Origin of the sequence: Pseudomonas monteilii, assembly GCA_001534745.1 — a bacterium.
In the GTDB taxonomy this organism is placed as follows: Bacteria; Pseudomonadota; Gammaproteobacteria; order Pseudomonadales; family Pseudomonadaceae; genus Aquipseudomonas; species Aquipseudomonas alabamensis.
This window is the reverse complement of the sequence record CP013997.1, coordinates 1,109,746-1,130,921: the sequence shown is the minus strand read 5'-3', so window position 1 is coordinate 1,130,921 and position 21,176 is coordinate 1,109,746. Positions and strand designations below refer to the sequence as shown.

At 65.1% G+C, this 21,176-nt stretch carries 17 protein-coding genes; 1 reads left to right on the top strand and 16 read right to left on the bottom strand.

The genetic code is table 11. From position 1 onward, the window contains the following. Positions 1–90: 90 nt before the first annotated feature. A complete protein-coding gene (locus tag APT63_05045) occupies positions 91–945 on the bottom strand; it encodes an S-formylglutathione hydrolase (GenBank protein ID AMA45044.1) in 855 nt (284 codons plus the stop codon). A gap of 8 nt (positions 946–953) precedes the next feature. Further along, positions 954–2,066 carry an S-(hydroxymethyl)glutathione dehydrogenase gene (locus tag APT63_05040; GenBank protein ID AMA45043.1) on the bottom strand — a complete coding sequence of 371 codons (1,113 nt, stop codon included), beginning with the start codon at positions 2,064–2,066 and terminating at the stop codon, positions 954–956. A gap of 107 nt (positions 2,067–2,173) precedes the next feature. On the opposite strand from APT63_05040, the gene APT63_05035 reads away from it, so the two are divergent. Next, positions 2,174–3,070, top strand: coding sequence for a LysR family transcriptional regulator (locus APT63_05035; GenBank protein ID AMA45042.1), 897 nt, complete (start codon positions 2,174–2,176; stop codon positions 3,068–3,070). A 33-nt stretch (positions 3,071–3,103) separates the two neighbouring features. On the opposite strand, the gene ispD is transcribed toward APT63_05035, so the two are convergent. The 14 genes from ispD to APT63_04965 all read right to left on the bottom strand — a co-directional run bounded on the left by ispD (position 3,104) and on the right by APT63_04965 (position 21,115). After that, positions 3,104–3,811, bottom strand: coding sequence for a 2-C-methyl-D-erythritol 4-phosphate cytidylyltransferase (gene ispD / locus APT63_05030; GenBank protein AMA45041.1), 708 nt, complete (start codon positions 3,809–3,811; stop codon positions 3,104–3,106). Next, positions 3,808–4,086, bottom strand: a complete 279-nt coding sequence (locus APT63_05025; GenBank protein ID AMA45040.1) for a cell division protein FtsB — start codon at positions 4,084–4,086, stop codon at positions 3,808–3,810. Before APT63_05025 ends, ispD begins: the two co-directional genes overlap by 4 nt. A 161-nt stretch (positions 4,087–4,247) precedes the next feature. Next, complete coding sequence (eno, locus tag APT63_05020; protein AMA45039.1) at positions 4,248–5,537, bottom strand: enolase; 1,290 nt, start codon at positions 5,535–5,537, stop codon at positions 4,248–4,250. Positions 5,538–5,792: 255 nt separating this feature from the next. Next, on the bottom strand, positions 5,793–7,421 hold the full coding sequence (pyrG, locus tag APT63_05015) for a CTP synthetase (GenBank protein AMA45038.1): 1,629 nt from the start codon (positions 7,419–7,421) through the stop codon (positions 5,793–5,795). Positions 7,422–7,691: 270 nt separating this feature from the next. Next, positions 7,692–8,987, bottom strand: coding sequence for a tRNA(Ile)-lysidine synthase (locus APT63_05010; GenBank protein AMA45037.1), 1,296 nt, complete (start codon positions 8,985–8,987; stop codon positions 7,692–7,694). Positions 8,988–9,367: 380 nt separating this feature from the next. Further along, positions 9,368–10,315, bottom strand: coding sequence for an acetyl-CoA carboxylase subunit alpha (locus APT63_05005; protein ID AMA45036.1), 948 nt, complete (start codon positions 10,313–10,315; stop codon positions 9,368–9,370). Between the two features lie 105 nt (positions 10,316–10,420). Then, complete coding sequence (locus APT63_05000; GenBank protein AMA45035.1) at positions 10,421–13,945, bottom strand: DNA polymerase III subunit alpha; 3,525 nt, start codon at positions 13,943–13,945, stop codon at positions 10,421–10,423. A gap of 118 nt (positions 13,946–14,063) precedes the next feature. Further along, on the bottom strand, positions 14,064–14,687 hold the full coding sequence (rnhB, locus tag APT63_04995; GenBank protein ID AMA45034.1) for a ribonuclease HII: 624 nt from the start codon (positions 14,685–14,687) through the stop codon (positions 14,064–14,066). Continuing rightward, the gene (locus APT63_04990; protein AMA45033.1) at positions 14,688–15,815 is read right to left on the bottom strand and encodes a lipid-A-disaccharide synthase; all 1,128 of its coding nucleotides are present in this window, start codon (positions 15,813–15,815) and stop codon (positions 14,688–14,690) included. A gap of 1 nt (position 15,816) precedes the next feature. Beyond that, complete coding sequence (locus APT63_04985) at positions 15,817–16,593, bottom strand: acyl-[acyl-carrier-protein]--UDP-N-acetylglucosamine O-acyltransferase (GenBank protein AMA45032.1); 777 nt, start codon at positions 16,591–16,593, stop codon at positions 15,817–15,819. Continuing rightward, entirely contained in the window at positions 16,590–17,030 is a 441-nt protein-coding gene (locus tag APT63_04980) for a 3-hydroxyacyl-[acyl-carrier-protein] dehydratase FabZ (protein AMA45031.1), read from the bottom strand. Before APT63_04980 ends, APT63_04985 begins: the two co-directional genes overlap by 4 nt. Before the next feature lie 114 nt (positions 17,031–17,144). After that, the gene (locus tag APT63_04975) at positions 17,145–18,200 is read right to left on the bottom strand and encodes a UDP-3-O-(3-hydroxymyristoyl)glucosamine N-acyltransferase (protein AMA45030.1); all 1,056 of its coding nucleotides are present in this window, start codon (positions 18,198–18,200) and stop codon (positions 17,145–17,147) included. 2 nt (positions 18,201–18,202) lie between these two features. After that, entirely contained in the window at positions 18,203–18,706 is a 504-nt protein-coding gene (locus tag APT63_04970) for a hypothetical protein (GenBank protein AMA45029.1), read from the bottom strand. 45 nt (positions 18,707–18,751) lie between these two features. After that, positions 18,752–21,115: an outer membrane protein assembly factor BamA gene (locus APT63_04965; protein ID AMA45028.1), complete on the bottom strand. Its 2,364-nt coding sequence runs from the start codon at positions 21,113–21,115 to the stop codon at positions 18,752–18,754. Positions 21,116–21,176: the final 61 nt, after the last annotated feature.

Sequence of the window (21,176 nt, the reverse complement as noted above, 5' to 3'; positions counted from 1 at the left end):
CCCTGATGGATTCAGGGCGTGATTCTACCTGCTTTGGCAACGCTTGGGCGCGCTGACGTTCAGGTGCGCGGCATGCTCAGCGGCACGGGCTCAGACCCGTCCCAGCGCCACGGCATGGTGGCGCAGGTGCTCATCGATGAAGCTGGCGATGAAGTAGTAGCTGTGGTCGTAACCTGGCTGCAGGCGCAGGGTCAGCGCATGGCCGCCCTTGCGTGCCGCCTGCTCCAGCGCCTGAGGCTTGAGCTGGTGGTCGAGGAAATCGTCGCGATCGCCCTGGTCCACCAGCAGCGGCGGACATTGACCCGCCGGCGTTTCGGCCAACAGCACACTGGCGTCCCATTCCCGCCAGCGCGCACGGTCGTCGCCCAGGTAGCGCGAGAAGGCCTTCTCGCCCCAGGGGCAATCCATCGGGTTGCTGATGGGCGAGAACGCCGAGACCGAGCGGTAACGCCCCGGGTTGCGCAAGGCGCAGACCAGTGCGCCGTGCCCGCCCATGGAGTGACCGCTGATGCTGCGCTGGTCGGACGCCGGGAAATGCGCTTCGATCAACGCAGGCAGCTCGTTCACCACATAGTCGTGCATGCGGTAATGCTGGGCCCACGGCTGCTGGGTGGCATTGAGGTAGAAACCTGCCCCCTTGCCGAAGTCCCAGGCCCCGTCCGGGTCGCCCGGCACCTGATCGCCACGGGGGCTGGTGTCGGGCGCGACGATGATCATGCCCAGCTCGGCCGCCAGGCCCAGGGCACCGGCCTTCTGCATGAAGTTCTCGTCGGTGCAGGTCAGCCCGCTGAGCCAGTACAGCACCGGCAGCTTCTCGCCCTGCTCGGCCTGGGGCGGCAGGTAGACGGCGAAGACCATCTCGCAGCCCAGGGTCTGCGAGGTGTGACGGTAACGTTTGTGCCAGCCACCGAAGCTCTTCTGGCAGGAGATGTTCTCCAGACTCATGGCAGACCTCAGAAGTGAATGACGCTGCGGATGCTTTTGCCTTCATGCATCAGGTCGAAGGCCTTGTTGATGTCTTCCAGGCCCATGGTGTGGGTGATGAAGGTGTCCAGCGGGATCTCGCCCTTCTCCGACATCTCGACATAGCTGGGCAGCTCGCTGCGCCCACGCACGCCGCCGAACGCCGAACCGCGCCAGACGCGACCGGTGACCAGCTGGAACGGACGGGTGGCGATTTCCTGACCGGCACCGGCGACGCCGATGATCACCGACTCGCCCCAGCCCTTGTGGCAGCATTCCAGGGCTGCGCGCATCAGCTGCACGTTGCCGATGCACTCGAAGGAGAAGTCGACGCCGCCGTCGGTCAGGTCGACGATGACCTCCTGGATCGGACGGTCATAGTCCTTCGGGTTGATGCAGTCGGTGGCACCGAGCTGCTTGGCGATCTCGAACTTGGCCGGATTGATGTCGATGGCGATGATGCGCGAGGCCTTGGCCTTGACCGCACCGATGATCGCCGACAGACCGATGCCGCCCAGGCCGAACACGGCCACGGTGTCGCCCGGCTTGACCTTGGCGGTGTTGAGCACGGCGCCGATGCCGGTGGTCACGCCACAACCGAGCAGGCACACCTTCTCCAGCGGCGCTTCCTTCTGGATCTTGGCCACCGAGATTTCCGGAAGGACGGTGTACTCGGAGAAGGTCGAGGTGCCCATGTAGTGGAACAACTGCTGACCCTTGTAGGAGAAGCGCGTGGTGCCGTCCGGCATCAGGCCCTTGCCCTGGGTGGCACGGATGGCCTGGCACAGGTTGGTCTTGCCGGACTTGCAGAACTTGCACTGGCCGCATTCGGGCGTGTACAGCGGGATGACATGGTCGCCGACCGCCACGGAGGTCACGCCCTCGCCCACGGCCTCGACGATCGCCCCACCCTCGTGGCCGAGGATCGACGGGAAGATGCCCTCCGGGTCGGCGCCCGACAAGGTGTAGGCATCGGTGTGGCAGACACCGGACGCCACGACGCGCAACAGGACTTCGCCCGCCTTGGGCATGGCCACGTCGACTTCGACGATTTCGAGGGGTTTCTTCGCTTCGAAGGCGACGGCGGCACGGGACTTGATCATCAATGCTCTCCAGACAATGGCTCGAATCAGCCTTCGAGTGTAATTGATCGGCTTTTGATGAATAATCGGGCCGCTCACAAAACATTATTGCCGTACAGGGACAATCCATGCACAGCCGTTGGGAAGGCATCGACGAGTTCGTTGCGGTGGCCGAGTCGGGCCAGTTCACCGCTGCGGCCGAGCGGCTGGGAGTGTCGTCTTCGCACATCAGCCGTCAGGTCGCGCGACTGGAAGAGCGCCTGCAGACGCGTCTGCTCTACCGCAGCACCCGGCGGGTCACCCTGAGCGAGGCCGGGCAGACCTTTCTGCATCACTGCCAGCGCCTGCAGGACGGTCGCGAAGAGGCGCTGCGGGCCATGGGCGATCTGGCCAGCGAGCCGAAGGGCCTGCTGCGCACCACCTGTGCGGTGGCCTACGGCGAGCGCTTCATCGTGCCCCTGGTCACGCGCTTCATGGCGCTCTACCCGCAGCTGCGCGTGGACGTGGAACTGACCAATCGACCGCTGGACCTGCTGCACGAAGGCATGGACCTGGCCATTCGCCTGGGCCGCCTGCAGGACTCACGGCTGGTGGCCACGCGCCTGGCGCCCCGGCGCATGTACGTGTGCGCCTCGCCCTCCTACCTGGCCCGCTATGGCCGCCCGCACAGCCTGTCGGAGCTGGCCCGGCACAATTGCCTGATCGGCAGTTCGGACCTGTGGATCCTGCAGCAGAATGGCCGGGAGCTGAGTCAGCGGGTACAGGGCAACTGGCGCTGCAACAGTGGCCAGGCCGTGCTGGATGCGGCGCTTCAGGGCATGGGGCTGTGTCAGTTGCCCGACTACTACGTGCTCGAGCACTTGCACAGCGGCGCGCTGGTGCCCCTGCTGGAAGCGCACCAGCCGCCCAACACGGCCGTATGGGCCCTGTACCCCCAGCAGCGGCACTTGTCGCCGAAGGTCCGGCGCCTGGTGGACTACCTCAAGGAAGGCCTGGCGCAGTTGCCTCAGTACCGCAGCGACTGAACCGGGACGCGGCAGCGACCCGGCAACCTGTCTTCAGGCGCGGCCGGACCAGTGCTGGCGCAACCAGTCCAGGTCTTCGGGACGGGTCACCTTGAGGTTGTCCCCTCGCCCTTCGATCAGCCTCGGCGCCTGGCCTGCCCACTCGATGGCCGAGGCTTCGTCGGTCACCGTGACCTGGGCGACCAGGCAGTCGGCCAGGGCCCGGTGCAGCATCCCCAACCGGAACATCTGCGGTGTGAAGGCCTGCCAGACCGTGCTGCGATCCAGGGTCGCGCTGACGCGCCCGTCCGCACCCGCCCGCTTGAGGGTATCCCGGGCCGGCACGGCGAGCAGGCCGCCCACCGCGTCATCGGCCAGCATCGACAGCAGCCGGTCCAGGTCGCTGCGCGCCAGGTTCGGCCGTGCGGCATCGTGGACCAGCACCCAGTCCTCGTCGGCAGCGCCCTGCTCCTGCAAGACCTGCAAGGCGTTGAGTACCGAGTCGGCACGCTCACGCCCGCCTGCCGCCCGGCGAATGCGCTCGTCGGTCGCGCACGCGAGGTGGGGCCAGTAAGGATCGTGGTCCGCCAGGCTGACCACCACGCCCAACAGCGCGGGATGGTCGAGGAAGCAGGCCAGGGTGTGTTCGAGCACGGTGCGCCCGGCCACTGTCAGGTATTGCTTGGGGCGATCGGCGGCCATGCGGGCACCGACACCGGCGGCGGGCACGACGGCCCAGAAGCGAGGCAAGGGCTGGCTCATTTCGGCAACTGGTACAGGGTTTCCCCTTCCTTGACCATGCCCAGCTCGTGACGCGCGCGCTCCTCGACGGTCTCCATGCCCTTCTTGAGTTCCAGAACCTCGGCGTACAGGACACGGTTGCGCTCGAGCAGCCGTTCGTTCTCGGCATGCTGGTCAGCGATCTGCTGCGTGAGTTCCTTGACTTGCGCAAGGCTGCCAGTGCCCACCCACAGGCGGTATTGCAAGCCTCCCAGGAGCAGGAGCAGGATCAGGAACAACCAATAGGGACTGCGCATCAGGGGTCATCCGGGAGTGAAAAGGCCAGCGCTTCGGCGCGTCGGACAGCAAGAAGCCCGGCCGAGGCCAGGCTTCTTCGACAGAACGCCACCTGAAGGGTTCGACACGTCAGTGCGACGTGTCAGAGCACCTGGGCAGCTGTCTTTTTACCATCTATCGCTCAGCCGCGAAACTCGGCACGACCGTGGTAGGCGGCCTTGGCACCCAACTGCTCTTCGATACGCAGCAGCTGGTTGTACTTGGACACGCGGTCGGAACGGCACAGCGAGCCGGTCTTGATCTGACCTGCTGCGGTACCGACGGCCAGGTCGGCGATGGTGGAGTCTTCGGTTTCGCCCGAACGGTGCGAGATGACCGCGGTGAAACCGGCTGCCTTGGCCATCTGGATGGCTTCGAGGGTCTCGGTCAGCGAGCCGATCTGGTTGAACTTGATCAGGATCGAGTTACCGATGCCCTTGTCGATGCCTTCCTTGAGGATCTTGGTATTGGTCACGAACAGGTCGTCACCCACCAGCTGGACCTTCTCGCCGATCTTGTCGGTGAGGATCTTCCAGCCTGCCCAATCGGACTCGTCCAGGCCGTCCTCGATCGAGATGATCGGGAAGCGCTCGGTCAGGCCCTTGAGGTAGTCGGCGAACCCTTCGGCGTCGAAGGACTTGCCTTCGCCGGAGAGGTTGTACTTGCCACCTTCGTAGAACTCGGAAGCCGCGCAGTCCAGGGCCAGGGTCACGTCGGTACCCAGGGTGTAGCCGGCGTTCTTCACGGCTTCGGCGATGGCGCCGAGTGCGTCTTCGTTGGACGCCAGGTCCGGCGCGAAGCCGCCTTCGTCACCGACTGCGGTGCTCAGGCCACGGGCCTTGAGCACCGCCTTGAGGTGATGGAAGATCTCGGTGCCCATGCGCAGCGCATCGGAGAACGTCTTGGCGCCGACCGGCTGCACCATGAATTCCTGGATGTCGACGTTGTTGTCGGCATGCTCGCCGCCGTTGATGATGTTCATCATCGGCACCGGCATAGAGTACTGGCCTGGCGTGCCGTTGAGGTTGGCGATGTGGGCGTACAGCGGCAGGTCCTGGTCCTGCGCGGCGGCCTTGGCGGCAGCCAGCGAGACGGCGAGGATGGCGTTGGCGCCCAGGGTCGCCTTGTTCTCGGTGCCGTCCAGCTCGATCATGGCACGGTCCAGCGCCTTCTGATCGGCCGGGTCCTTGCCCAGCAGCAGGTCACGGATCGGGCCATTGATGTTGGCCACGGCCTTCAGCACGCCCTTGCCCAGGTAGCGGCTCTTGTCGCCATCACGCAGCTCCAGCGCTTCGCGCGAGCCGGTGGAGGCACCGGAAGGCGCGCAGGCGCTGCCAACGATGCCGTTGTCGAGCAGTACATCGGCTTCCACGGTGGGGTTGCCACGCGAATCGAGAACTTCACGACCTTTGATGTCGACGATTTTTGCCATTGTTGTAAGCACTCCAAAATTGACTAATAACAACGCAGCTGAGGAAATCGGCCACTGCCCAGGCGATCGGCAACGGGCAGGCCTGGCAAGGGCAGCCTGCGACCTGGCGGTCGCAAGCGGAACGGGCGGTACTCTACCGGAGAAATGCGTCCTGCGTGGCGAATACCGTCGGAAAACGTGTCGCCGTGCCGGGGCACGGCGATCTGACGCCAGGGGCACCGCCGCGCCGGCGACACCCCTGGGTCGGTCAAGGCCTCAGGCCTTGCTCTTCTGCGCCAGCGCCGCCTTGACGAAACCGCTGAATAGCGGGTGACCGTCGCGTGGCGTGGAGGTGAACTCCGGGTGGAACTGGCAGGCCACGAACCATGGGTGGTCCTTGGACTCGACCACTTCGACCAGCGCGCCGTCGCCGGAACGACCCGAGACCAGCAGGCCAGCGTCGATCAGCTGCGGCAGCAGGTTGTTGTTGACCTCGTAGCGGTGACGGTGACGCTCGACGATCACGTCCTTGCCGTAGCAGTCGTGGACCTTGGAGTTGCCGGCGATCTGGCATTCCTGAGCGCCCAGGCGCATGGTGCCGCCCAGGTCGGAGGTCTCGGTGCGGGTTTCCACGGCGCCGGTGGCATCGGACCATTCGGTGATCAGGCCGACGACCGGATGGCCGCTGTCGCGGTCGAACTCGGTGGAGTTGGCGTCCTTCCAGCCCATCACGTTACGGGCGAACTCGATGACCGCCACCTGCATGCCCAGGCAGATGCCCAGGTACGGGACCTTGTTCTCACGGGCGTACTGGACGGCCGTGATCTTGCCCTCGACACCACGCAGACCGAAGCCGCCCGGCACCAGGATGGCATCGGCGCCCTCGAGCAGGCCGGTGCCCTGGTTCTCGATGTCCTCGGAGTCGATGTAGCGCAGGTTGACCTTGGTGCGGTTCTGGATACCGGCGTGGCTCATCGCTTCGATCAGCGACTTGTACGCGTCCAGCAGCTCCATGTACTTGCCGACCATGGCGATGGTCACTTCGTGCTCGGGGTTGAGCTTGGCATCGACCACCTGGTCCCACTCGGACAGGTCGGCGCCGTTGCACTGCAGGCCGAAGCGCTCGACGACGAAATCATCCAGACCCTGGGCATGCAGCACGCCCGGGATCTTGTAGATGGTGTCGACGTCTTCCAGGGAGATCACCGCACGCTCTTCGACGTTGGTGAACGACGCGATCTTGCGGCGCGACGAGGCATCGACGGGGTGGTCGGAGCGGCAGATCAGCACGTCCGGCTGCAGGCCGATGGAGCGCAGCTCCTTGACCGAGTGCTGGGTCGGCTTGGTCTTGGTTTCGCCGGCGGTGGCGATGTACGGCACCAGCGTCAGGTGCATGAGCATCGCGCGCTTGGAACCGACTTCGACGCGCAGCTGGCGGATGGCCTCGAGGAACGGCTGCGACTCGATGTCGCCCACGGTGCCGCCGATCTCGACCAGGGCCACGTCGGCATCGCCGGCGCCCTTGATGATGCGGCGCTTGATCTCGTCGGTGATGTGCGGAATGACCTGGATGGTCGCGCCCAGGTAGTCACCCCGGCGCTCCTTGCGCAGGACGTGCTCGTAGACACGGCCGGTGGTGAAGTTGTTGTTCTGGGTCATGGTGGTGCGGATGAACCGCTCGTAGTGGCCCAGGTCCAGGTCGGTCTCGGCGCCGTCGTGGGTCACGAACACTTCGCCGTGCTGGAACGGGCTCATGGTGCCCGGGTCGACGTTGATGTACGGGTCCAGCTTGAGCATGGTGACCTTGAGCCCCCGCGCCTCCAGGATGGCCGCCAGGGAAGCCGAGGCAATGCCTTTCCCCAATGAAGAAACAACACCGCCCGTGACGAATATGTAGCGCGTCATGAAAAACCCTAGAAGTCTGCGTTAAGGCGGCCAGCGCCGCCGGAGAAAGCGAAGGAAGGCCGAAGCCCCCGATCACCTGCGTCAATCACAGTGCACCTTGAAATACTGCCGCGTCTGTACAGACCAGGGGTGGATACCCGGCATGGAGCTCGCTCGTCATTTCTGGAATCGCCCAGCAAAGAACTGCTTGGTAATCGGCAACCCCTGTGTTTTCGAAGAACCCACAGAAGTTGTATCAAGAAGGGAGGGTAGTCTACCGGAATGTACCTTTCAGCTCAAACGCTGCGCGCAGGTCGGCGGTTGCCAGTGCAGACGCCACTTGCCCTGGCTGAGGGCCGGCAGGTTCGCCACCGCCAGCAGGCGCTGCTCATCGTAGAGCAACGGCAGGCGCGACCGGATGAACGAGGGTACGCGCGCCTCGTTGAGCAGACGCTTGAGATCACGCTGTCCGCGGCCGACGACGGTCAGCTGCTCCCCGCCCTGGCGGTAGGCGATGCGCAGGCGACCGGGGGGCAGATCGCCTTCCAGCCTGACCTGGCCATTGCCCGACAACGCCAGCGGGTGCCCAGGGTGTGGCCAGGCCACTCCGGCCTGCGGGGCCTGCAGCCACGGCCCCGACAGCCACCAGAGGCGTCCGCAGGCGCGCTGTACCTGGCCGTCGGTCAGGCGCCAGATCGGCGCGGCGTCCTCTGCCGCATCGCGCAGCGTCTGCCAGCCGGCCCAGTGGCGACTGTCGGGCAGGCGCGTGCGTGCCGCCAGCCAATGGCCCAATGCATTGCGCTGGCGAGCCTCGGACAGCGTGGCCAGCACGCCCAGGTCCAGGGAGTCGAGCCCGGGCCAGTCCACGGGATGACCGTAACGGGCCTGCTGCACATCGTCGCAGGCGATCTCGTTCAGCAGCGCGAGCGCTTCGCCCAGATGATCGGCACTGCGGGCCAGGCTCAGGCTGGCCCGCGGCCAGCGCTGTTCCATCACGGGCAGGACCTGGGCGCGCAGGAAGTTGCGGTCGAACGCGGTGTCGTCGTTGGAGGGGTCCTCGATCCATGACAAACCCGCTTCGGTGGCATGAGCAAGCAGCTCGGCCCGTCCATGCCCCAGCAGCGGCCGGACCAGGGTGCCGCGCCCCAGGGGACGCTGCCGGGGCATGCCCGCCAGGCCGCGCACACCGGCCCCGCGCAGCAGGCGGAACAGCAGGGTTTCGGCCTGATCGTCGCGATGCTGCCCGGTGAACAAGGCATCGCCTGGTCCCAGCACCGTGGCGAATGCCTGGTAACGCGCATCTCGCGCCGCCTGTTCGAGGCTGGCACCCGGCGCGACCTGCACGTGCACGATGTCCAGGGGCACGCCCAGGTCCTCGCACACGCGCTGGCAATGCGCAGGCCAGGCATCGGCAGCAGGTTGTAAGCCATGGTGGATGTGCAGGGCGCGGATCACGGGCGTAGGCCGTTGGGCGCGCTGCAGGGTCAGCGCATGCAGCAGGACCGTGGAATCGAGACCGCCGGAGAAGGCCACGTACCAGGTGGGGGCCGTGAGCCAAGGGGCGAGTGCCTTGGAAAGATCGAGCATCGAAGAGAGTCCTCGACCGTCGACCGGTCGTGTTCCCGATGGGCCGACGCAGCCTTTTGTGGGAGCCTTTCGTGGGAGCGGGCTTGCCCGCGATGCAGGCGCTGGCGGACCCGACGCTATCGCGGGCAAGCCCGCTCCCACACGGACCGCAATACTCTGCTTCATCGCGGTGCGGCTACAGGTGCAGGAGCGGCCCCGTGCCGCGATTGGGCCCGCCGGGGCCCACATCGCACTTGGCAGAAACCATAGAGTCTCCCACAAGGTCCGTGACAGTCGGACTTACTGCGGCGTAGCCAGGGGTGAGCGACCTTGGCAATCGATCAGCGATGGTGCCAGCCCAACCCTCGCCCTGCTCGCCGGCAAGCCGGCGATGGCCGGGTTCAGACGCCGTAGCTCATCAGCCGGTCGTAACGGCGCGCCAGCAGCGCGTCCTGGTCGAACGTGCTCAGCATGTCGAGCTGCTCGTTGAGTTCGGCACGGATGTTGGCCGACATGGCAGCAGGGTCGCGGTGGGCGCCGCCCAGGGGCTCGCTGATGACCTTGTCGACGATGTTCAGGCTCTTCAGGCGCTCGGCCGTGATGCCCATGGCTTCGGCGGCATCCGGCGCCTTGTCGGCGGTCTTCCAGAGGATCGACGCGCAGCCTTCGGGCGAGATCACCGAGTAGGTGGAGTACTGGAGCATGTTCAGCTGGTCGCATACGCCGATGGCCAACGCGCCGCCCGAACCGCCCTCACCGATCACGGTGGCGATGATCGGGGTCTTGAGCCGCGCCATGACCCGCAGGTTCCAGGCGATCGCTTCGCTCTGGTTGCGCTCTTCGGCGTCGATGCCCGGGTAGGCGCCCGGGGTGTCGATGAAGGTCAGAATCGGCATCTTGAAGCGCTCGGCCATTTCCATCAGGCGGCAGGCCTTGCGGTAGCCTTCCGGACGCGGCATGCCGAAGTTGCGGCGCACCTTCTCGCGCACTTCGCGGCCCTTTTGGTGGCCGATGATCATGACCGGCTTGCCGTCCAGGCGCGCGGTCCCGCCGACGATCGCGGCGTCGTCGGAGAAGTGACGGTCGCCGTGCAGCTCTTCGAACTCGTCGAAGATGTGCTGGATGTAGTCGAGGGTGTAGGGACGGCGTGGGTGGCGCGCCAGGCGCGCGATCTGCCAGCTGGTCAGGTTGCCGAAGATGCTTTCGGTCAGGGTGCTGCTCTTGTCTTGCAGACGGGCGATTTCATCGCCGATGTTCAGCGAGTTGTCGTTGCCGACCAGGCGCAGCTCTTCGATCTTGGCTTGCAGGTCGGCAATCGGCTGTTCGAAATCCAGGAAATTCGGGTTCATAGTCATCCGTCTTGGGTCTACGGCCAGGCGGCCGGCCGGTTGATCCGTTTGGCGCCCTACCTTAAAGGAAGGGCACATTCAGGTCGAGATTAAAAAAGCGTTCGTTCAACGGTATTGCAAAAAGACGTTCTCACGTCCGAACTGGTCACGCAGGGCCTGGATCAGCCCGTCCCCCGGGTCGATGGTCCAGCTGTCGCCGAACTGCACCATGGCCTTGGCATCGCTGCCGGTGTACTCCAGGGTGATCGGGCAGGCGCCGCGGTGACGGTTGATCAGCTCGCCCAGCCAGTGCAGCCGGTCGCCCTTGAGCGCCTCGTGCGCGACTTTCAGGCGCAGGCTCTCGGCCAGGCGGGTGCGAGCATCCTCCATGGTCATCACCTGCTTGACGCGCAGGCGCAGCCCCCCAGAGAAGTCGTCGTTGCTGACTTCGCCTTCGACTACCACCATCGCATCGTTCTGCAACAGGGCCTGCGCGGCCATGAAGGCATCGGCGAACAACGACGCCTCGATGCGCCCGGAGCGGTCATCGAGGGTGATGAAGCCCATCTTGTCGCCCTTCTTGTTCTTCATCACCCGCAGGGCGATGATCATCCCGGCGATCGTCTGGGTCTCGCGGGACGGCTTGAGGTCGACGATGCGCTGCCGGGCGAAGCGGCGGATCTCGCCCTCGTATTCGTCGATCGGGTGACCGGTCAGGTACAGGCCCAGGGTGTCCTTCTCGCCACGCAGACGCTCCTTGAGGGTCAGCTCGCGGACCTTGCGGTGGTTGGCGTAGACATCGGCATCGGCCTCGACGAACAACCCGCCGAACAGGTCGGCATGACCACTGTCGGCGGTACGCGCGGTCTGCTCGGCGGACTTGATCGCCTCCTCCAGGGCCGACAGCAGAATGGCCCGGTTACGGTCGATGTTGGCGTGGTAGGCCTTGAGCTCGTCATGGAAGTGCGGCCCGAGGCGATCCAGCGCGCCGCTGCGGATCAACGCATCGAGGGTGCGCTTGTTGATGCGCTTGAGGTCGACCCGTGCGCAGAAATCGAACAGGTCCTTGAACGGTCCGCCCTCGGCACGCGCCTCGACGATCGCCTCGACCGGCCCTTCGCCGACGCCCTTGATCGCACCCAGGCCATAGACGATGCGCCCGTCGTCGTTGACGGTGAACTTGAACTCGGAGGTGTTCACGTCAGGGGCGTCGAGGCGCAGCTTCATGCAGCGCACCTCTTCGATCAGCACCACCACCTTGTCGGTGTTGTGCATGTCCGCCGAGAGCACCGCGGCCATGAACGGCGCGGGGTGATGGGTCTTGAGCCAGGCGGTCTGGTACGACACCAGGCCGTAGGCGGCCGAGTGCGACTTGTTGAAGCCGTAGCCGGCGAATTTTTCCACCAGGTCGAAGATGTTGCCCGCCAGGTTGGCGTCGATGTTGTTGTTGGCGCAGCCTTCGATGAAGCCGCCGCGCTGCTTGGCCATTTCCTCGGGCTTCTTCTTGCCCATGGCACGGCGCAGCATGTCGGCACCGCCGAGGGTGTAGCCGGCCATCACCTGGGCGATCTGCATCACCTGTTCCTGGTACAGGATGATGCCGTAGGTCGGCGCCAGGACCGGTTGCAGCCCGTCGTACTGGTAATCGGGGTGCGGATAGGCCAGCTCGGCGCGGCCGTGCTTGCGGTTGATGAAGTCGTCGACCATGCCCGATTGCAGCGGTCCGGGACGGAACAGCGCCACCAGGGCGATGAGGTCTTCCAGGCAGTCGGGCTTGAGCTTCTTGATCAGCTCCTTCATGCCGCGCGATTCGAGCTGGAACACAGCCGTGGTCTCGGCCTTCTGCAGCAGCTCGTAGGTCTTCTTGTCGTCCAGCGGGATGAAGTCGATGTTCACGTCGGGCAGGCCCTGCTTGGCCTGCTCGCGGTTGATGGTCTCCATCGCCCACTTGATGATGGTCAGGGTCCGCAGGCCGAGAAAGTCGAACTTCACCAGCCCGGCCGCCTCGACGTCGTCCTTGTCGAACTGGGTCACCAGCCCCCCGCCCTCTTCATCGCAGGCGATGGGCGAGAAGTCGGTCAGCTTGGTCGGGGCGATCACCACGCCACCGGCGTGCTTGCCGGTACCCCGGGTGACGCCTTCGAGCTTGAGCGCCATGTCCCAGATCTCGCGCGCGTCCTCGTCGCTCTTGAGGAAGTCGCGCAGGAGTTCTTCCTGCTCGAACGCTTTCTCCAAGGTCATGCCGACCTCGAACGGGATCATCTTCGACAGGCGGTCGGCCAGGCCGTAGGACTTGCCCTGGACCCGCGCCACGTCGCGCACCACCGCCTTGGCCGCCATGGTGCCGAAGGTGATGATCTGGCTCACGGCATTGCGCCCGTAGGCGTCGGCCACGTACTCGATCACCCGGTCGCGGCCGTCCATGCAGAAGTCGACGTCGAAGTCCGGCATCGAGACCCGTTCGGGGTTGAGGAAACGTTCGAACAGCAGGTCATAGGCCAGCGGATCGAGGTCGGTGATCTTCAGCACGTAGGCCACCAGGGAACCCGCGCCTGAGCCTCGACCCGGCCCCACCGGCACGTCGTTGTTCTTGGCCCACTTGATGAAGTCCATGACGATCAGGAAGTAGCCGGGGAAGCCCATCTGGATGATGATATCCAGCTCGAACTTCAGGCGGTCCAGGTAGACCTGACGGCGCTCTTCGTAGTCCGGGGTGCTGTCCTTGGGCAGGATCACCGCCAGACGTTCTTCCAGCCCCTCGTGCGAGACGTGCCGCAGGTAATCGTCGATGCCCATGCCGTTGGGCGTGGGGAAGTCGGGCAGGAAGTGCTTGCCCAACTGCACCTGGATGTTGCAGCGCTTGGCGATCTCCACCGTGTTGGCCAGCGCCTCGGGCAGGTCGCTGAACAGCTCGGCCATTTCTTCCGGGCTCTTGAGGTACTGCTGGTCGCTGTATAGGCGCGGCCGACGCGGATCGTCCAGGGTCCAGCCTTCGCCGATGCAGACGCGGGTTTCATGGGCATCGAAATCGGTCTGCTTGATGAAGCGCACGTCATTGGTCGCCACCAGCGGGGCGCCGACCCGGTCGGCCAGGGCCACGGCGGCATGCAGGTGCTCTTCGTCACCCGGACGGCCGGTGCGCTGCACCTCGACGTAGAACCGGCCTGGCAGCTTCTGCATCCAGTCGCGCAGCAGGCGCTCGGCCTCCTCGGCATGGCCATTGAGCAAGGCCATGCCGATGTCCCCTTCCCGCGCGGCAGACAACCCGATCAGGCCTTCGCAGGCCTCGGCGATCCACTCGCGCTGGATGATCACCAGGCCGTTGCGCTGGCCTTCCATCCAGCCGCGGGAGATCAGCTCGGTAAGGTTGCGGTAGCCCTGGGCGTCCATCGCCAGGAAGCAGATGCGCGATACCGGCGCATCGGCCTCGGCACCGGCCAGCCACAGGTCTGCCCCGCAGATCGGCTTGATCCCTGCGCCCATGGCGCTCTTGTAGAACTTCACCAGCGAGCACATGTTGCTCTGGTCGGTGATGGCCACCGCCGGCATGTTCATCCCGGCGAGGACCTTGGCCAGCGGTTTGATCCGCACCAGGCCATCGACCAGCGAGTATTCGGAATGCACACGAAGATGAACGAAGGAGACCGACATGGATGTTCCTATGGCTGGGCGCAACGACAGAGGCGCGATTGTACCGTAAGGCCACGTCCTTGGCCCGGCGCACGGAGGGATCGATCGACGCAGCCCGACGACCGCGTGCACGCAGGGTTCAGAGCAATGAACCGGCCAGCGCGCCGTGCGCGTCCCAGGCGGCGCGCACCGGCGCGAACGAACGCCGATGGATCGGGGTCGGCCCCAGGCGGGCCAGGGCTTCCAAGTGCACCGGCGTCGGGTAGCCCTTGTGGCCACCGATGCCATAGCCCGGATAGATCAGTTCGAAGGCGCTCATCTCGCGGTCACGGCTGACCTTGGCCAGGATGGACGCGGCAGCGATCGCCGGGACCTTGGCATCACCCTGGATCACCGGTGCCGACGGCACCGCCAGGACCGGGCAGCGGTTGCCGTCGATCAGTGCCAGGCGTGGGGTCAGGTGCAGCCCCTCCACCGCGCGCTGCATGGCCAGCATCGTGGCCTGCAGGATGTTCAGGCGGTCGATCTCCTCGACCTCGGCCCGGGCGATGCAGAAGCTCAGGGCTTTTTCGCAGATCTCGTCGAACAGCCGCTCGCGCTTGGCCTCGGTGAGCTTCTTCGAGTCGTTCAGCCCGGCGATCGGACGCGACGGGTCGAGAATCACCGCCGCGGTGACCACGGCGCCGCACAGGGGGCCGCGGCCGACTTCATCGACCCCGGCGACCAGTTCCTCGACCAGGGTGAAATCCAGTCCCAATTGCATCTAGCGCTCCTCGACCAGGGCCAGGACCGCGTCGGCCGCCTGATTGGAGGCGTCGCGGCGCAGGCTGTGGTGGATCTGTTCGAAGTGTTCGGTCTGCCCACGGCCATCGGCCAGCAAGGGCAGCAACGCCTGGGCCAGCGCCTGCTCGGTGGCGGCGTCCTGCAACAGTTCCGGCACCAGCATGCGCTGGGCCAGCAGGTTGGGCAGCGACACGTAGGGGCTCTTGACCATCCGCTTGAGGATCCAGAACGTCACCGGCGACAACCGGTAGGCCACCACCATGGGACGCTTGTACAGCAGGGCCTCGAGCGTGGCCGTGCCCGAAGCGATCAGCACCGCGTCGCAGGCGGCCAGCGCCTGGTGCGAACGGCCATCGAGCAGCGTCACCGGCAGCTCACGCCCGGCGAGCATCTGCTCGAGCTGGGCACGGCGGGCGGCATTGGCGCAGGGCACCGCGAACCGCAGGTTCGGCACGCGCTCGACCAGCAGGCGTGCCGTGTCCAGGAACAGCGCGCCGAGGCGACCGACTTCGCCGCCGCGGCTGCCTGGCATCAAGGCCACCACCGGGCCGTCGCCCAGGCCGAGTTCGGCGCGTGCGGCTTCGCGGTCGGCGCTCAGGGCGATGGTGTCGGCCAGCGGGTGGCCGACGAAGCGCACCGGTACACCCTGCTCTTCGTAGAAGCGTGCCTCGAACGGCAGCAGCGTGAGCATGAGGTCGCAGCCTTCGCGGATCTTCAGCACCCGCTTCTGCCGCCAGGCCCAGACCGACGGGCTGACGTAATGTACGGTCTTGATCCCGGCGCGGCGCAGCTTGAGCTCGATGTCGAGGTTGAAGTCCGGCGCGTCGATGCCGATGAACACGTCCGGCCGCTGGGCAATGAGGTCGGCGACCAGCGCCTTGCGCCGCTTGAGCAGCTCGCGCAGACGGCCGAGCACTTCCACCAGGCCCATGACCGCCAGGCGCTCCATGGGAAAGCTCGAGACCAGGCCTTCGGCCTCCATCAGCGGGCCACCCACGCCGATGAAGCGCACGTCCGGGTGGCGCGCCTTCAACGCGCGCATCAGACCGGAACCGAGAATGTCGCCGCTCGCTTCGCCCGCGACCAACGCAACACAGAGCTGGGCCATGTCAGCGCGTGATGCCGCGGGCGGAGGTCAGGATGGACTGGCGGAACAGTTCGACTTCGGCGAACTGGGTCGCCAGCGGGTCCAGCTCGTTGAGCGCCTCTTCGACCCCCAGGCCCTGACGGTAGACGATCTTGTAGGCACGGCGCAGGGCGTGGATCACGTCCTCGCCGAACCCGCGCCGGCGCATGCCCTCGAAGTTCATGCTGCGGGCCTCGGCCGGGCTGCCGAACACCGTGACGAACGCAGGGACGTCCTTGCCGATGGCGGTGCCCATGCCGGAGAAGCTGTGAGCGCCGATGCGGCAATGCTGGTGCACCAGGGTGTAACCGGAGAGGATCGCCCAGTCGCCGACGTGGACATGCCCGGCCAGCGCGGTGTTGTTGACCAGGATGCAATGGTTGCCGATCACGCTGTCGTGGCCGATGTGGGCATAGGCCATGATCAGGTTGTGATCGCCAATGGTGGTTTCGCCCCGGTCCTGCACGGTACCGCGGTGCAGGGTGACGCCTTCGCGGATCACGTTGTGATCGCCGATCACCAGACGCGTCGGTTCACCGTTGTACTTCAGGTCGGGGGTATCCTCGCCGATGGACGAGAACTGGTAGATGCGGTTGTGCTTGCCGATCACCGTGGGGCCCTTGAGCACCACGTGGGGACCGATGACGCTGCCCTCGCCGATCTCGACACCCGGCCCGACGATCGACCAGGGTCCGACCTCGACACCGTCGGCCAACACGGCCGAAGGATCGACGATTGCCCGTGGATCGATCAAACTCACAGTGCGCGTTCCGCGCAGATGATCTGGGCCGAGCACACCGGCTTGCCATCGACCGTGGCCTGGCACTCGAACTTCCAGATCTGACGCTTGCGGCTGAGGAACTTCGCCTCGAGGATCAGTTGATCGCCCGGCAGCACGGGCTGGCGGAAGCGCAGGTTGTCGGAGCCCACGAAATAATAGAGCGTGCCGTCGGCCGGCTTGGCGTCGAGCATCTTGAACCCGAGGATGCCGGCCGCCTGGGCCATCGCCTCGATGATCAGCACGCCCGGCATGATCGGGTGCGCCGGGAAGTGGCCGTTGAAGAAGGGCTCGTTGATGCTGACATTCTTGTAGGCACGAATGCTCTGGGCCTCGAAATCCAGCTCCGTCACACGGTCCACCAGCAGGAACGGGTAGCGGTGAGGCAAGTATTCGCGAATCTCGTTGATGTCCATCATTTCGGGGGGAAGCCTGTAGTAATAATAAGGAGCGCAGGTGCTGACCACACGCTCCTCATGCAATGCCAGAGAGGAGCCAGCGAGCCACGGTTCACGCTTGCTCGGAAAATGTTATCAGCCTTCTGATGGTGGCTGTCCGTCCGAGGTCACGGCGACGACGCGTTTTTCCAGCTGCGCGAGACGCTTGGACATGTCGTCGAGCTGACGAATGCGCGCGGCGCTCTTGCGCCAATCGGCCAGAGGCTGCATGGCGGTACCCGACGAATAGGCCCCAGGCTCGGTGATCGAACGGGTCACCATGGTCATGCCGGAGACGAACACGTTGTCGCAGACGTCGATATGACCGACCATGCCCACGCCGCCGGCGATGGTGCAGTGCTTGCCGATCCGGGTGCTGCCCGAGATGCCGACGCAGGCGGCCATGGCCGTGTGGTCGCCGACCTGGACGTTGTGGGCGATCTGGATCTGGTTGTCGAGCTTGACCCCGTCACCGATCACGGTGTCGGACAGCGCGCCGCGGTCGACGGCGGTATTGACGCCCACTTCCACGTCGTCACCGAGCCGGACGCCGCCGATCTGGGCGATCTTGCGCCACACACCCTTCTCGTTGGCGAAGCCGAAGCCTTCACCGCCGAGCACGGCGCCGGACTGGATCACCACCCGCTTGCCGATGGTCACATCGTGGTACAGCGTGACCCGCGGTGCCAGCCAGCCGCCTTCGCCGATCACGCAACGGGCGCCGATCACGCAGTGCGCACCGATGGTCACCGCCGGGCCGATCCGGGCCCCCGACTCGATCACCACGAACGGACCGATGCTGGCCGTGGCGTCCACCTGGGCGTCATCGGCCACCACGGCGCTCGGGTGGATCCCCACTGCCGCCTTGGGCTTGGGGTCGAACAGGTGCGAAATGCGCGCATAGGCCAGGTACGGATCGGCGACGATCAACGCATTGCCCTGGAACCCTTCGGCATCGGCCGCCTTGAGCAACACCGCAGCCGCCGTGCACCCTTCCAGGTACTTGCGGTACTGCGGGTTGGCGAGAAAGCTCAATTCACCGGGGCCGGCCTCCTGCAAGGTGGCCAGTCCGGTGATCGATACGGACTCGGCGCCCTGCAAGGTGGCGCCGAGGGTCTCGGCCAGCTGGCCGAGTGTGATGGTCGCGCTCATGTTCAACGGGCTTGGTTCATGCGCTCGATGACTTGGCGGGTGATGTCGTACTGAGGTTTGACATCGATGACCGCGCCGCGCTCGAGCACCAGGTCGAAACCGCCCTTCTTGATCACTTCCTCGACCGCGCCGTCGAGCTTGGGCTTGAGCTGCTTGAGCATGTCACGGTCGGCGACGGCCTTGGCTTCGTTCAGCTCCTTGGACTGGAACTGGAAGTCGCGGGCCTTCTGCTTGAATTCGAGTTCCAGGCGCTCACGCTCAGGCTGCGGCATCTTGTCGCCGCCCTTGATGATGCGGTCCTGGATGCCCTTGGCGCTGCTTTCCAGGCTCTTGAGCTTGGTCAGTTGCGGGCCGAACTTCTTCTCGGCATCGACCGCGTACTTCTTGGCGGCATCGGATTCGAGCAGGGCCATCTGATAGTTCAGCACGGCGACTTTCATTTCGGCGAAGGCCGGGGTGGCGACCAGCGCCGCGGCCACGATGGCCAGTTTGAACAGGTTGCGCACGGTGTACTCCTGCAAGATCCGTTGTCGTTGAGCTCGGGTCAGACCTTAGAAGGTCTGGCCCAGGGAGAATTGGAACACTTGGGTTTCGGCATCGTCCGGCTTCTTGATCGGCATCGCCAGGCTGAAGCTCAGCGGGCCGAGGGCGGTGATCCAGGTCACGCCCAGGCCGACCGAACTGGCCATGTCGCCGAACCCGACGCTCGGGCAGTTGCGCGAGGAGCTGCAGTTGGTGTCGAACACGTTACCCACGTCCCAGAAGACCGACGTGCGCAGCGAGCGCTGGTCCTTGACGAAGGGCAGCGGGAAGAGCAGTTCGGCGCCGCCTTGGATGAGGACGTTGCCGCCGAAGGCCAGGCGGTCCTGATCAGGGTCAGCAATGGTTCCAGGCTTACCACCAGGATTACCCTCGCCTCTACTTGGCGTACTACGCGGCCCAAGCGTGTTGTCCTTGAAACCACGCACCGAGTTGAAACCACCGGCATAGTAGTTTTCATAGAACGGCAGCCCCGAGGTCGATCCATAACCATCACCATACCCCAGCTCGGTGTGCAGACGCAGGGTATAGTTGTTGGTGATCGGCTTGAACACCTGGCCACGGTAGTCGAGCTTGTAGAACGACAGGTCGCTGCCGGGAATGGTGGTTTCCAGGGTCAGGCTCTGGGAGTGACCCCGCGTTGCCAGCACACCCTTGTTCAGGGTCGATTCCGACCAGCCGACCGACGCCTTGAAGTTGGTGAAGTCCTTACCTTCCTTGTCGAGGAAGTCGAAGATCTCATCGACGGTGTACTTGCCGGTCTTGATCTCGTCCTGCTGCACGCTCAACCCGTAGGTCAGGCGCGAGGTCTCGCTGATCGGGTAGCCGATGTTGACGCCCATGCCCAGGCTGTCCACCGCATAGCTCGCCACGTCGACGTCGAGGTCGTCGTAGTCGGTGCTGCGGTAGAAGGCGTTGTAGCCCAGGCTCACGCCGTCGGCGGTCCAGTAGGGGTCGACGAAGCCGAAGTTGTACCGGGTCTGGTATTCGCTGCGGTTCAAGCCGATGGACACCTTGTTGCCGGTGCCGAGGAAGTTGCTCTGGCTGATCGAACCCCCTAGGATCAGGCCGGCGCTCTGGGCGAAGCCGACGCTGGCGGTGATCGAACCGGAGGCCTGCTCCTCGACGCTGTAGTTCACGTCGACCTGGTCGTCGGTGCCCGGCACCGGCGGCGTCTCGACGTTGGCTTCCTTGAAGTAGCCCAGGCGCTCCAGACGGGTCTTGGACTGGTCGATCAGGTAGGTCGAGGCCCAGCCGCCTTCCATCTGACGCATCTCGCGGCGCAGGACCACGTCGTCGGTCTTGGTGTTGCCGCGGAAGTTGATGCGATTGACGTAGGCCCGCTTGCCCGGATCCACCACGAAGGTGATGTCGACGGTGTGGTCCTGGTCGTTCGGTTGCGGCACGCCGTTGACGTTGGCGAAGGTGTAGCCTTCGTTGCCCAGGCGGCGGGTGATCAGCTCGGACGTGCTGGTCATCACCTTGCGCGAGAACACCTGGCCCGGCTGCACCAGCAGCAGCGACTTGACCTGGTCCTCGGGCAGTTTGAGGTCGCCCGAAAGCTTCACGTCACGAACGCTGTACTTCTCGCCTTCGTTGATGTTGACGGTGATGTAGACGTGCTTCTTGTCCGGCGTAATGGACACCTGGGTGGAGGCGATGTCCATGTTGATGTAGCCGCGGTCCAGGTAGTAGGAACGCAGGCGCTCCAGGTCACCGGAGAGCTTTTCGCGGGCGTACTTGTCGTCGTTGCGGATGAACGACAGCCAGTTGGTGGTCTTCAGCTCGAACAGGCTGCTCAGCTCGTCGTCGTCGAACACGGTGTTGCCGACCACGTTGATGTGCTGGATGGCCGCGACTTCGCCTTCGTTGATCTTGATCTTCAGACCGACGCGGTTGCGAGGCTCGGGCACGACCTCGGCATTGACCTCGGCCGAGTAGCGGCCCTGGGCCACGTACTGGCGCTGCAGCTCGTTGCGCACGCCTTCGAGCGTGGCGCGCTGGAAGATCTCGCCTTCGGCCAGACCGGACTGCTTGAGCCCTTTCATCAGGTCGTCGGTGCTGATGGCCTTGTTGCCTTCGATCTCGATGCTCGCCACCGACGGGCGCTCGACCACGTTGATGATCAGGACGTTGCCATCACGGCTCAGTTCGATGTCCTGGAAGAAGCCGGTCCGGAACAGCGAACGGGTCGAGTCCACCAGGCGCCGATCGTCGGCCTGGTCGCCCACGTTCAGGGGCAAGGCGCCGAACACGCTGCCGGCGGACACCCGCTGCAGACCATTGACACGAATATCGGAGATGGTGAAGGACTCGGCGTGAACTTCAGCGATCATCAATGCGGAAAGCACCGCAGTTAGCAGCAGACGTTTCATGAAGTCCTTTTATTCCAACTGGCAATAAACAACCTGCCGCACGGGGGCGGCAGGTTCGCAA